We start from the raw sequence: 13,150 nt of genomic DNA on the forward strand, positions 1-13,150 counted from the left end.
GAAGCCCCGTTCGGATTTCCGGATTATGCCGGTCCCGGGCCCTTTGCGGGGGCTCAGGCGGCCGGGGCGAACATGTCCCAGGCCAGCTTGACGATGAGCACGGCCACCACGACGAGGAAGGCTTGGCGCACGAAGCCGGCGCCCCGCTTGAGGGCCAGCAGGGTGCCGACCTGGGCCCCGGCCAGGTTGCAGGCGGCCATGATCAGGCCCACGGTCCACAGGATGGGGCCGTGGCTGGCGAAGAAGGCGATAGCGGAAAGGTTGGTGGCGGCGTTGATGACCTTGGCGCTGGCCGAGGCCTTGAGGAAGTCCATGCCGAACAGGCGGACGAAACCGAAGATGAGGAAACTGCCGGTGCCGGGGCCGAAAAAGCCGTCGTAGAAGCCGATGGTCAGGCCCAGGAGGGCGCCGCGCCAGCGGTCGGCGGGCACCAGCTCGCGGCTGGCGCTATGGCCGAAGTCCTTGCGGCGGAAGGTGTAGATGGCCACCGCCAGCATCAGCACCAGCACCAGGGGGCGCATGGCCTCCCGGGGCAGCCAGGCGACCACGGCGGCGCCGAGCCAGGCGCCCACCAGGGCGGCCAGGGTGGCCGGCAGGACCACGGCCCAGGGAATGGGGACGGCCCGGGCGTAGCGCCAGAGGGAGGCGCCGGTGCCGGCGATGGACGACACCTTGTTGGTGCCGAAGAGGGTGGGGATGGCCGTCTGGGAAAACTGGGAAAGCAGTACGGGAATCTGGATCAGTCCGCCGCCACCCACCACGGCATCGACCATGCCGGCGAAAAAGGCTGCGGGAGTGAGGAGGAACCAGTTGATATCCATGGCGATAAAGGAAAAAAGTGCCCGGCATTGTATGCCGGGCCTAAAGCGGAGGGATAAAACACCGTTTGGCGGGCGGCCCCCGGTTAGTTCCGGGCGCCTCCCGCGACATGCTTCAGTTCCCTTGCGGGAACAGGCGGCTCCAGGCCAGGAGCAGCAGGCCGGCGCTGCCCAGCCAGGCTGCGGTGGCGCTGGCGAGGGTCAGGCCCAGGCTGCAGCGCAGGCTGAGCCAGGCCACCACCAGCAGATAGACCCCGTAGGGCAGCAGGGACCACAGACCGAAGATGGCGGTGGTGCGCAGGGCCGCCCCGCCCCGCTCACTGCCGACGATGGCGTGGGCAATGAGGGCAAAGGTGGGGAACAGGGGCACCAGGCCGGCGATGAAAAAGCTCTTGCTGCGGGACAGCAGGGCAATGAGCAGGACGGCCAGGGCCCCCAGCAGGCTCTTCAGGAACAGGGCGAACATGGGGGCTCCGGCCGGACGGATCAGGCAGCGGCCTTGGCGGTGACCAGGGAATCGTCTTCCGGCACCGGCAGGGATTCCTCGGCCTCGGCCAGCTCCTCGCTCACCGGGTCGATGGCCCCTTCCCACTTGGCCACCACGGCGGTGGCGATGGAGTTGCCCAGCACGTTGGTGACGGTGCGGCCCATGTCGAGGAAGTGGTCGATGCCCAGCACCAGCAGCAGGCCGGCTTCCGGCAGGTTGAACATGGGCAGCACGGCGGCCACCACCACCAGGGAGGCCCGCGGCACACCGGCGATACCCTTGGAGGAGACCATCAGCACCAGCAGCATGGTGATCTGGGCGGTCAGGCTCATGGGGATGTCGTAGGCCTGGGCGATGAACAGGGCCAGGAAGGTGGTGTACATCATGGAGCCGTCCAGGTTGAAGGAATAACCCAGGGGCAGGACGAAACCGGTGACGCGGGTCTTGATGCCGAACTTTTCCAGCTGTTCCATCAGCTTGGGATAGACGGACTCGCTGGAGGCGGTGGAGAAGCCCACCAGCAGCGGGCCGCGCACCAGCTTGATGAGACGGAACACGTCCTTGCCCAGGACGATGAAGCCGGCCAGGATCAGGAGGGCCCACAGGGCGGCCAGGGCGACGTAGAAGCTGAGCATGAACTTGCCGAACACCAGCAGCATGCCCAGGCCGTTGGTGGTGATGGCACCGGCCACGGCGCCGAAGACGCCGAAGGGAGCGAAGCGCATGACGTAGTCGGTGACCTTCAGCATCACGTGCACCACTTCGTCCATGGTGTTCACCAGGGAGCGGGCGGCCTGGTTGTGCAGGTGGCCCAGGGCCAGGCCGAAGAACACGGCGAAGACCAGGATCTGCAGCACTTCATTGCCGGCCATGGCTTCCATGATGCTCTTGGGGAAGACGTGGGTGATGAAGTCCTTCAGGTTGAGGGCCGAGGTTTTCAGGTTGAGGCCGGCGGCGGACTCGGGCAGGGGCACGCTCAAGGCGTGGCCCGGCTGCAGCACATTGGCGAAGAGCAGGCCGATGAAGAGGGAACAGAAGGAGGCGCAGATGAACCAGCCCAGGGCGCGGCCGCCGACGCGGCCGACAGCCTTGGCGTCGCCCATGTTGGCCAGGCCCGCCACCAGGGTGGCGAAGATGAGGGGGGCAATGATCATCTTGATCAGGCGCAGGAAAATGTCGGTGAGGATGCTGAAATAGCCGGCGATTTCCTTGGCGCTGGCGGCGTCGGGGGCCATGGTGTTGCAGGCATAGCCGACGCCGACCCCGGCCAGCATGGCCAGGACGATCCAGGTGGTGAGCTTGTTCATTTTCATCGAAGGGCTCCGTTGCCGCGGGGGCGGCGGTCAAGATCAGTAAAAATCAGAATAAAAACGGGGCCGGCCGCGGGCTGCCGGCGCAAACGGTTTCAGCCCTGGCGGTGGGGCAGGGCGCGGGGTTGGGTCAGCACTTCGGGGCGCAGCACATCGTCCAGCTCGGCCCGGCTCATCAGGCCCCGGGCCAGCACGATCTCGGCCACGCCCTTGCCCGATTCCAGGGCTTCGGCAGCCACCGAGGTGGCGGCGGCGTAGCCGATGTAGGGGTTCAGCGCGGTGACGATGCCGATGGAGTTCTCCACCCGGGTCCGCAGGGCATCCCGGTTGGCGGTGATGCCGTCTACGCAGCGGTCGGCCAGGGTCAGGCAGCCCTGACGCAGGTGATTGACGCTCTTGAACAGGCTGTGGGCGATGATGGGCTCGAAGGCGTTGAGCTGGAGCTGGCCCGCCTCGGCGGCGAAGGTGACGGTCTGGTCGTTGCCGATGACCTCGAAGGCGATCTGGTTCACCACTTCCGGGATCACCGGATTGACCTTGCCCGGCATGATGGAGGAGCCGGCCTGGCGCGGCGGCAGGTTGATCTCGCCGAAGCCGGCGCGGGGGCCGGAGGAGAGCAGGCGCAGGTCGTTGCAGGTCTTGGACAGCTTCACCGCCACCCGCTTCAGGACGCCGGAGAGCTGCACGAAGGAACCGCAGTCCTGGGTCGCTTCCACCAGGTTGGGGGCGGTGATGACCGGCACGCCGCTGGTTTCGGCCAGCAGGCGGCAGACCAGGGGAGCGTAGTCCGGGTGGGCATTGATGCCGGTGCCGATGGCGGTGGCCCCCAAGTTGATTTCCCGGATCAGGAGGGCGGCTTCCTTCAGCCGCTCCTCGTCTTCGCCCAGCATCACGGCGTAGGTGGAGAATTCCTGGCCCAGGGTCATGGGCACCGCGTCCTGCAGCTGGGTGCGGCCCATTTTCAGCACGTCCTTGAACTCCTCGGCCTTGCGCTCGAAGGTGCGGCGCAGGTAGGCCAGGGCGTCCACCAGACGGAAGATGCCGACGTAGGTGGCCAGCTTCAGCGCCGACGGGTACACGTCGTTGGTGGACTGGCTCATGTTCACGTGCTGGTTGGGGTGCAGGTGCTGGTACTCGCCCTTGGCATGGCCCATGATTTCCAGGGCCCGGTTGGCGATGACCTCGTTGGCGTTCATGTTGGTGGAGGTGCCGGCGCCGCCCTGGATGACGTCCACCACGAACTGTTCGTGCAGCTTGCCGGCGATCACCTCCTGGCAGGCGGCGACAATGGCCTGGGCCAGGGGGGCTTCCAGCAGGCCCAGCTGCTGGTTGGCCTTGGCGGCGGCGAGCTTGATCTGGGCCAGGGCCCGGATCAGGTCCGGGTAGATGGAGATGGGGGTGCCGGTGATGGGGAAGTTTTCCACCGCCCGCAGGGTATGGACGCCGTAATAGGCCTCGGCCGGGACCTTGCGGTCGCCCAGCAGGTCGTGTTCGACGCGGTGTGGCTGGTTCATGGTGTCTCCTCTGTTCTGATGTGCCCGCTCGGAGGCGGTCCCTGTTCTTCAGCACGGGCCGTGCCATCGGGAGGGGGCTGGGTCTGGTTTTTAGTTGCTTGTTTTTTATGGGGTTTTGACCGTCGTTTTGGGGGTGTTGTTCGGCTTTCCGGACAAGGGCCGGGTATGGCGTTCGGAAATCCGAATGGATAGGCCGGCGGCGGCTCCGTGGGGCTGCGGCGCTTTTCGTGGCGCCGGGCAAACCTGCTAAGATTCGCCCCTGCTTCTTCCCCCCATCCCTACCTGCTCCCTGTGTCCGCCAAGCCCCTGACCGCTGCCGCTCCCGCCGGCGATGCCATGACCCCCGACGAACGCCGCGCCGGCGCCAGCCTGGCCTCCATCTTTGCCCTGCGCATGCTGGGCCTGTTCCTCATCCTGCCGGTCTTCGCCGTCTACGCCCACACCCTGCCCAGTGGCGACAATGGCCTGCTGGTGGGCCTGGCCATCGGCATCTACGGGGCCACCCAGGCCCTGTTCCAGATTCCCTACGGCATCGCCTCGGACCGTTTCGGGCGCAAGCCGGTGATCGTCTTCGGTCTGCTGCTGTTCGCCCTGGGCAGCTTCATCGCGGCCGCCGCCGACGACCTGCCCATGATCATCGCCGGCCGGGTGCTGCAGGGGGCCGGCGCCATTTCCGCCGCCGTCACCGCCCTGGCCGCCGACCTAACCCGGGAGCAGCACCGCACCAAGGTGATGGCCATGATCGGCTCCTCCATCGGCCTGGTCTTCGCCCTCTCCCTGGTGGCGGCCCCCCTGCTCTACGCCGCCATCGGCATGGCCGGCATCTTCGCTCTCACCGGGGGGCTGGCCCTGCTGGCCATCGTCGCCCTGTACAAGGTGGTGCCGCCGGCGCCCAAGGTGCTGGTGGATGGCGGCCGCACCCGCTTTGCCGACGTGCTGTTCCATCCCCAGCTGCTGCGTCTCAACTTCGGCGTTTTCGTCCTGCACCTGACCCAGACCGCCATGTGGGTGCTGATCCCCGCCGCCCTGGTCAAGACCGGCGACCTGCCCCTGGCCGAGCACTGGAAGGTGTATCTGCCTGCCGTGCTGGTTTCCTTCGCCTTCATGGTGCCGGCAGTGATCGCGGCGGAGAAGTACGGCCGCATGAAAATGGTCTTTAACGGCGCCGTGGTCCTGTTGCTCCTGGTGCAGGCCGGTTTCGGCCTCTTCGGCCAGGGCCTGTGGCCCCTGGCCCTGCTGTTGACCGCCTTTTTCGTCGCCTTCAATATCCTGGAAGCGACCCAGCCTTCCCTGATTTCCCGTATCGCACCGGCGGAAGCCAAGGGAGCGGCACTTGGCATTTATAATACGACCCAGTCTCTCGGGTTGTTCCTTGGCGGCGCCGTCGGCGGTATGCTGGCGCAACGTCTGGGGGGCGATGCGGTGTGGTGGTGTACCGGAATCCTGAGTCTCGTCTGGCTGGCCCTGGGGCTGACCATGAAACCGCCGGTGCGCGCCCAGCAGCGCCCGGCCTGAATTCAAAATTTTTTACTATTGGGGAAACATCGATGGCTGCAGTCAATAAAGTGATTCTTTTGGGCAATCTGGGGGCCGATCCGGAAACCCGTTACATGCCCAACGGTGACGCTGTGGCCACTGTCCGCCTGGCTACCACCGAAACCTGGAAAGACCGCAATTCCGGCGAGAAGCGTGAAGCCACCGAATGGCACCGGGTGGTGTTCTTCCGCAAGCTGGCCGAGATCGTCGGCCAGTACCTGAAGAAGGGCTCTTCCGTCTATATCGAAGGCCGCATCCGCACCCGCAAGTGGCAGGACAAGGACGGCCAGGAACGCTACACCACCGAAATCGAAGCCACCGAAATGCAGATGCTCGGCGGCCGTGGCGGCCAGGGCGGCCAAGGTGGCGGCAGCGGTGCCTCCTACGGCGGCGGCGACGACTTCGGTGGCGGCGATTTCAGCCCCCGTTCCTCCGCCCCCGCTGCCTCTGCGCCGAAGAAGAAGGCCCCGTCTTTCGACGACATGGACGACGACATTCCGTTTTAAGAGCCGTCCAGTCTCTTGCGCTAAAGAAAAGCCCGGAATCCGCAACGGATTCCGGGCTTTTTCATTGCAACCGGCACGCCGGTGTGGGAACGGTGCCCGTCCAGGTCAGGGCACGCCGAGGGATTCCCAGTTGCTCCAGTTGTCCTTCTGGCCACCACCCTGCCAGATGTGCCACAGGGCCCGGTCCGAACCCAGGGCGAAGGCTTCCAGGGGACCGCTGGTGCCGGCGTTCTCGGCCACCAGCAGTTGGCCGATGGCAATGCCGCCCGGCGGTTGTCCCAGAGACGACCAGCCATTCCACCCGCCCGGGCCACTGGGGGATTGCCAGTTGTGCCAGAGGGCGCCATCGGTGGCGATGGAAAAGGCTTCCAGGGTGCCCTTGCCGGCATTTTCCACCACTTCCACCGAGGTGATCAGGGCTTTGGGGCCGGGGGAGCCGAGGGATTCCCAGTTGCTCCAGTTGTCCTTCTGGCCGCCGCCCTGCCGGATATGCCAGAGGGCCCCGTCGGAGCCTGCGGCGAAGGCTTCCAGGGGGCCGCTGTCCCTGGCGTTGCCGATCACTTCCAGCTGGCTGATGAAGACGTCGGCTGGGCGGCCCAGGCTGGACCAGCCGCTCCAGCCGCCGGGGCCGGTGGGCGACTGCCACGAATGCCAGAGTTCGGCATTGGGGCCGATGGTGAATGCTTCCAGCGGGCCGTTGTTGGGATTGTTCCTGATGATGTAGTTGGTCTTGCTCATGCTTGCCTCCTTGGTGATCTTGCACAGGCCGGAGGCTGGGGGTGCCATGATGAAGGCAATCCAGGGAAGTCCGGCGACCCGCCGTCTGAGCGGTTGAGAAGCGGGCAGACGGCAGTTGGAAAACAATAGTCTGTCGCCGGATTATTGCAATATGACTTTGGTATGTTTTGGCGTTGACTTGCTTTCATCCCCACTGATTACGAGGCGATTCGCTTGCATTCAAGTTGCACCAACGGCCTGGGTTGATCATTCGGCTGCTTTCGCCTGAGGAATGTTGTTTTGAAGTGGCAGGCATAGGGTGAAGCGGCTGCCCAGGCCCGGGCTGCTTTCCACCTCGATGTTGCCGCCGTGGAGACGGGCGACGGTGTCGGCGACGGAGAGTCCCATGCCTTCGCCGGAACCCACCGGCCGGGTGGTGAAGAAGGGATTGAAGATGCTTTCCAGATGCTGCGGCGCGATGCCGCAGCCGTTGTCCTCCACCGTCAGGCAGATCTGGCGGCTGTCGGGGCAGCTGCCGTGCAGGCGCACCATGCCCTCGGCCGGGATGGCCAGCAGGGCATTGTCGATGAGGTTTTCCAGGGCCTGCTGCAGCCGTTCCGGCAGGCAGTGCAGCGGCGGCAGGGCGTCGTAGCGCTGTTCCAGGCGGAAGTTGTGGCGCTTCTGGCAGGCCCGTTCCGCCGCCGTGCGGCAGATGGCTTCCAGGTCGGCCTGGCGCCATTCGCCGCTGGCGCAGGTGCTGGAGAACTCCAGGAGATGGCGTACCACCGTGCTCACCCGGGAAATTCCCTGGCGGGTTTCGGCCAGCACCTGGGGGGCGTCCTGGCGCAGGAAGTCCAGGTCGATGCGCTCCCGGCCGGGCGGTTGCTGGCCGGCGGCGGCGCTCTCGTAGGCGTCCACCAGGGTCAGCAGGTCCTCCAGGTGCCGAGCCATGGCGCCCAGGTTGCTCTGGATGTAGCCGAGGGGCGTGTTGATCTCGTGGGCCACGCCGGCGGCCAGCTGGCCGATGGCGGCCAGCTTTTCGGCATGGAGCAGCTGGTCGTGGGTCTGGGTCAGGCGGCGATTGGTCTGTTCCAGGGAGGTCAGGGTGTCCTGCAGGGCCCGTTCGGCCCGTTCCCGCTCGCTGATGTCGTTGAACATGAGGACGGCGCCGACCGTCTGGTCCTCCTCCAGGATCAGGGCCTGGTTGCACTCGACGACGATGCTGGAACCGTCCCGCTGCAGGAACACCTGGCGGCGGTGCTGGAACTCCGCCTCCCCCGCCAGGGGATTGGGCTTGTCCCCATAGAGCACGGCGGCCACCGGCCGGGTCAGCATGTCCTCCACCGGCCAGCCCAGCAGGCGCGAGGCAGCCGGGTTGGCGAAGGTGATGCAGCCGTTGGTATCCAGGCTGAAGATGCCTTCACTGGCCGAGTGCAGGATCAGTTCGTAGGTGCGGCTCCAGCGGGCGAAGGCGGCCAGCACCTGTTGCTGCTGCGAATCCCCGGCGGGGTTGTGGTCCGGTTCCATGGAGTTCCTCCCTGCTCAGGCCGCGGCGCATTCGCTGTCCTGGACCAGCGCGTGAAAATCGTCCTCGGCCAGCACGTGGTTGAGATCCAGGACCAGGATGAAACCCTTGTCCATCTTGGCCATGCCCCGGATGAAATCGGTGCGCAGGTGGGTGCCGAAGGCCGGCGGCGGTTCGATCTGGGTGTCCGGGATGTCCAGGACCTCGTTCACCGCATCCACCATGATGCCCACCACCTGGGTTTCCTCGGCGGTGGGGGTCTCGACGATGACGATGCAGGTGCGCCGTCCGACCACGGTCGGTGCGTGGCCGAAGCGGCGGCGCAGGTCGATCACCGGGACCACGGCGCCGCGGAGGTTGATCACGCCGCGGACCGAGTCGGGCATCATCGGCACCACCGTCAGGTGGCCGTACTCGATGATTTCCCGGACGTTGAGGATGCCCACGGCGAACAGTTCATTGCCCAGCTGGAAGGTGAGGCACTGGGTGCGGGCCTCCGTCTCCCTCTCGGGAGTGGCGGTGACTGGTGCGTTCATGGCCATTCTCCTTAGAACTGGACGAAGTCGCCGCCAGCTTCCACTTCGGCAGAAGCGCTGTCCCAGCTTTCCTGCCGGGATGCCTGGCGCGGTGCCTGGCCGGACTTCTTGGTGCCACGTACCTGCACGTTGCGCTGGGTGGTGCCGTGGCCGGTGTTGAAGAAGCTCATCAGCTGTTGCAACTGCTCGGCCTGGCCGGTCATTTCCTCGGCCGTCGCCGCCAGTTCCTCGGAGGCGGAGGCGTTCTGCTGGGTGGCCTGGTTCAGCTGGTTCATGGCCTGGTTGATCTGGGCGATGCCGCCGGACTGCTCGGCGGAGGCGGAGGCGATTTCCTGCACCAGGTCGGAGGTTTTCTTGATGGAGGGGACGATCTCGTCCAGCAGCTTGCCGGCGTGTTCCGCCAGGGAGACGCTGTTGCCCGCCACCTGGCCGATCTCCTGGGCCGCCACCTGGGAGCGTTCGGCCAGCTTGCGCACTTCCGCGGCCACCACGGCGAAGCCCTTGCCGTGCTCGCCGGCCCGGGCGGCCTCAATGGCGGCGTTGAGGGCCAGCAGGTTGGTCTGGTAGGCGATGTCATCGATGATGCCGATCTTGCCGGCGATCTGCTTCATGGCCACCACCGTGTCCTTCACCGCCGTGCCGCCTTCGTTGGCTTCATTGGCGGCCTTGGCGGCCATGTTGTCGGTGACCTTGGCGTTCTCGGTGTTCTGGTTGATGGAGGCGGTGGATTCTTCCAGGGTGGAGGTGATTTCTTCCACGGAAGCGGCCTGCTCGCTGGAGGACTGGGAGAGGGACTGGGCTGTGGCGGACACCTGCTCGGAGGCGGAGGAGAGGTTGTCGGCAGCGCCCCGCACTTCGCCGATGATCTGGGCCAGCTTGGCCACCATGGCCTGCATGGCGGCGAGCAGCTGGCCGGTTTCATCCTTGCTGGAGGCGTCGATGCGCACGGTCAGGTCGCCTTCGGAGAGCTTGTTGGCGACGCCCACGGCCTGGTTCAGCGGGGTGGTGATGCTGCGGGTGATGAAGACGCCGAGGACGATGGCCAGCAGGCCGGCAATGATGCCCACGGTGATGATCTGGTTGCGGGTGGCCACCACCAGTTCGTCGGCGGACTTGCCGGTAGCCTCCATGGACTTGGTTTCCAGCTCGATCAGCTTTTCCAGGGTCTTGATGTAGTCGTTGAAGGACTTGCGCATGTCGCCCAGCAGGAGGGCGGTGCCTTCTTCCCGGGCGCCGTCATTGGCCAGCTTGATGACCTTGACCAGGTGGTCCCGGTAGGGGCCGCGGGCGGCGTTGATTTCTGCCAGGACGGCCTTTTCCTCGTCATTCATGGGCATCTTGGAGATGGCGTCGAGCTCTTCGCTCATGCGCTTGCTCATGTCGGGCAGGCGGTCGGCCTCGCGCTTGATGTCATCGGCCTTGGTCAGCAACAGCATGTTGCGCACCACGCGGGCGTTGGCATTGAGGATGTCGATGATCACGTTGGCCTTGACCACCTTTGGGAAGCGGTCCTTGACGATGACGTTGAGCTCGTCGTTGATGGCGTTGGCCTTGGTGACGGAGAGCACGGCCACCCCGGTGAGGAGCAGGACGAGGATGGCAAAGGCAATACCGAGACGGGTGCCGATACGCAAGTTGGCGATCATCTGATTCTCCTGAAATTATTAAACTTGGCTGATGCGGGGTGTATTGACGGACGACGGGGCGGCCAGGCTGCGCTCTTCCCTGCCGATGGCGATCTGGGCCAGGGCCTGGACGTCCAGGATCAGGGCCACCTCGCCGGTGCCGAGGATGGTGGAACCGGAGAAACCGCGCAGATGGCGGAAAATCTGGCCGAGGGGCTTGATCACGGTCTGGAACTCGCCCAGCAGGCGGTCCACCACCAGGCCGGCCCGGCGGTTGCCGTACTGCACGATGACCACGTTCTCCCGCTGGCTGCTTTCCCCTTCCAGGTTGAGCAGGTTGCGCAGGCGCAGGCAGGGCAGGGCCTCGCCGCGCAGGTCCAGGTAGTGGCTGCTCTGTCCCCGGCTCTGCAGGCGCTCCCCATCGGGCAGTTCCATGCATTCCTGCACCAGGTCCAGGGGCAGGACGAAGGCGCTGTCCGCCACCTGGATGAGGAAGCCGTCGATGATGGCCAGGGTCAGGGGCAGGCGGATGCGCATGGTGGTGCCCACGCCCTCCTGGCTCTCGATGTCGATGCTGCCGCGCAGGGCGCTGATGTTGCGGCGGACCACGTCCATGCCGACGCCGCGGCCGGAGAGGTTGGTGACCTGCTCGGCGGTGGAAAAGCCGGGTTCGAAAATGAGGTTGAAGACGTCCCGGTCGGTGAGGGCCTGGCCCGGCGCCACCAGGCCCCGGTCCATGGCCTTGGCCAGGATCTTGTCCCGCTTCAGGCCGCCGCCGTCGTCGGCCACCTCGATGACGATGCTGCCGGACTCGTGGTAGGCGTGGAGGCTGAGGCGGCCCTGGGCCGGCTTGCCCCGGGCCAGGCGCTCTTCGATGGATTCGATGCCGTGGTCCATGGAGTTGCGCACCAGATGCATGAGGGGGTCGCCGATTTTCTCCACCACGGTCTTGTCCAGCTCGGTCTCGGCGCCGGTGATGACCAGTTCGATGTCCTTGCCCAGTTCCCGGGAAACGTCCCGCACCACCCGGGGGAAGCGGTTGAAGGATTCGCCGATCTCCACCATGCGCAGGGACAGGGCCCGGTCCCGGATCTCCTCCACATGGCGTCCCACCTGGGCCATGGCCTCGATCAGGGCGGCGTCGCCGTTGCGCTGGGAAAGCAGGGTGGCGGAGGCGCCGGCAATGACCAGTTCCCCCACCTGGTTGATCAGCTCCTCCAGCTTTTCCGCATCGACGCGGATGAAGCGGGTGGCAGCGGAGCGGTTCTCCCGGCCTTTCGCCTGCTTTTCCAGGGCGGCCTGGACCACGGGGGCGGGAATGCCTTCTTCCTGGATCAGCATTTCTCCCAGGGCCGGCGGGGCGGCCTGACCCTGCCGTTCCAGGGCCCGTTCCAGCTCGGCCTGGCTGAGGGCGCCGCTGGCTACCAGAATCTCGCCCAGGCGCTCCAGCCCTTCCGGCGCCTCGGCGATGAGCTTGAGGTAGTCGTCGATGGAACTGCGGGGCGGCAGGAGGGTGATGCGGCAGTCGTCCCGGACGAAGTCGAAGGTGCTGTCGATGGCTTCCCGGCTGGCCTCGCTGCGGAAATCCAGCTCGAAGCCCAGGTAGCAGCTTTCCGCGTCCATGGCTTCCGGCGCCGGCATGTGCTGCCACAGGGTGGTGATGTGAGCGATTTCCCCCAGGGTGCCGAGATAGCGCAGGAAGGAGGCCGGGTCCATGCCGTTCTTCAGGACTTCGGGGCCGAAGCGCAGGGAGATGTGCCAGGCATCGTTATGCACCGGGTCCGCCACCTCGCCGGCGGCCGGCACTGCGCTCGGCGGGGCCTGCCGGGGGCTCTCGGCCTGGGAGGCAGAAGGGGCGCCGCTGCTGGCGATGCATGCCTGGAGACGGGCCAGCAGGGCGGGCCTGCGGGCTTCCTGGGCGGCGGCGTCGGCCACCTCCTCGCCGGCGATCTGGTTGATGAGGAAGCCCAGGTAGTCGCTGCACTCCAGGAGCAGGGCGATGAGGTCCCCGTCCACCGCGACGCGGCCGTCCCGCACCAGGTCGAGCAGGGTTTCCGCCACGTGGGCGAAGGCCACCAGCTGGTCCAGGCTGAACAGCCCGGCCGAGCCCTTGATGGTGTGGATGGCGCGGAAGGTGGCGGAGATGGCCTCTCCGTCCCGCGGGTCCCGTTCCAGGGCCAGCAGGGAATCCTCCATGCCCAGCAGCAGTTCCCGGGCTTCGGCGACGAAGGTCTGCAGGACGTCATCGGTACTCACGACGGCAGCTCCCCGTTGTTGTCGAGACCGAAGGTCTGGTGCAGGTCGTATAGCTCGAACATGGTGTTGACGGCCGGGTGCAGGGCCACCAGGCGCAGGCTGCGCTGCTGCATCTGGGCCTGGCGCAGGACCAGCAGCAGGAGCTGGACGCCGACGCTGTCGATCTCATTGACCTGGCTCAGGTCGATCTCCACCCGGGGGCCGGCGCACAGGGCCAGCAGCTCGTCCTTGATGCCGGCGTCGTAGATAGTGAATTCGCCCTGCAGGGCAAGGTGCATGACGCCGTCGGCGGAATGGGTCTTCATCTCCATGGCGCGCTC

At 66.2% G+C, this 13,150-nt stretch carries 12 protein-coding genes; 2 read left to right on the forward strand and 10 right to left on the reverse strand.

The features are described from left to right. Positions 1-53: 53 nt before the first annotated feature. The 4 genes from ACLSSQ_RS04840 to aspA form a co-directional block, all read right to left on the reverse strand. A complete protein-coding gene (locus ACLSSQ_RS04840; protein ID WP_416243935.1) occupies positions 54-821 on the reverse strand; it encodes a sulfite exporter TauE/SafE family protein in 768 nt (255 codons plus the stop codon). 112 nt (positions 822-933) lie between these two features. Continuing rightward, positions 934-1,284, reverse strand: coding sequence for a GlpM family protein (locus ACLSSQ_RS04845; protein ID WP_130459041.1), 351 nt, complete (start codon positions 1,282-1,284; stop codon positions 934-936). 20 nt (positions 1,285-1,304) lie between these two features. Then, on the reverse strand, positions 1,305-2,618 hold the full coding sequence (locus ACLSSQ_RS04850; RefSeq protein WP_014238490.1) for a dicarboxylate/amino acid:cation symporter: 1,314 nt from the start codon (positions 2,616-2,618) through the stop codon (positions 1,305-1,307). 92 nt (positions 2,619-2,710) lie between these two features. Next, entirely contained in the window at positions 2,711-4,129 is a 1,419-nt protein-coding gene (gene aspA / locus ACLSSQ_RS04855) for an aspartate ammonia-lyase (protein WP_416243936.1), read from the reverse strand. Between the two features lie 336 nt (positions 4,130-4,465). Here aspA and ACLSSQ_RS04860 point away from each other — a divergent pair, with 336 nt between their 5' ends. Beyond that, the gene (locus ACLSSQ_RS04860) at positions 4,466-5,644 is read left to right on the forward strand and encodes an MFS transporter (protein WP_416244285.1); all 1,179 of its coding nucleotides are present in this window, start codon (positions 4,466-4,468) and stop codon (positions 5,642-5,644) included. A 32-nt stretch (positions 5,645-5,676) separates the two neighbouring features. After that, positions 5,677-6,171, forward strand: a complete 495-nt coding sequence (gene ssb / locus ACLSSQ_RS04865; protein ID WP_014238487.1) for a single-stranded DNA-binding protein — start codon at positions 5,677-5,679, stop codon at positions 6,169-6,171. A gap of 105 nt (positions 6,172-6,276) precedes the next feature. Here the strand turns inward: ssb and ACLSSQ_RS04870 are convergent, their stop codons facing one another. The 6 genes from ACLSSQ_RS04870 to ACLSSQ_RS04895 form a co-directional block, all read right to left on the reverse strand. Continuing rightward, entirely contained in the window at positions 6,277-6,957 is a 681-nt protein-coding gene (locus ACLSSQ_RS04870; protein ID WP_416243937.1) for a hypothetical protein, read from the reverse strand. 198 nt (positions 6,958-7,155) lie between these two features. After that, positions 7,156-8,415, reverse strand: coding sequence for a two-component system sensor histidine kinase NtrB (locus ACLSSQ_RS04875; protein ID WP_416243938.1), 1,260 nt, complete (start codon positions 8,413-8,415; stop codon positions 7,156-7,158). 15 nt (positions 8,416-8,430) lie between these two features. Continuing rightward, complete coding sequence (locus ACLSSQ_RS04880; RefSeq protein WP_416243939.1) at positions 8,431-8,949, reverse strand: chemotaxis protein CheW; 519 nt, start codon at positions 8,947-8,949, stop codon at positions 8,431-8,433. An 11-nt stretch (positions 8,950-8,960) separates the two neighbouring features. Then, positions 8,961-10,595, reverse strand: coding sequence for a methyl-accepting chemotaxis protein (locus ACLSSQ_RS04885; RefSeq protein WP_416243940.1), 1,635 nt, complete (start codon positions 10,593-10,595; stop codon positions 8,961-8,963). 18 nt (positions 10,596-10,613) lie between these two features. Next, the gene (locus tag ACLSSQ_RS04890) at positions 10,614-12,830 is read right to left on the reverse strand and encodes a chemotaxis protein CheW (protein WP_416243941.1); all 2,217 of its coding nucleotides are present in this window, start codon (positions 12,828-12,830) and stop codon (positions 10,614-10,616) included. Then, positions 12,827-13,141: an STAS domain-containing protein gene (locus tag ACLSSQ_RS04895; protein WP_014238481.1), complete on the reverse strand. Its 315-nt coding sequence runs from the start codon at positions 13,139-13,141 to the stop codon at positions 12,827-12,829. The genes ACLSSQ_RS04890 and ACLSSQ_RS04895 overlap by 4 nt, the downstream gene beginning before the upstream one ends. Positions 13,142-13,150 lie beyond the last annotated feature (9 nt).

Source organism: Azospira sp. APE16, assembly GCF_047901315.1.
Lineage (GTDB): Bacteria > Pseudomonadota > Gammaproteobacteria > Burkholderiales > Rhodocyclaceae > Azospira > Azospira oryzae.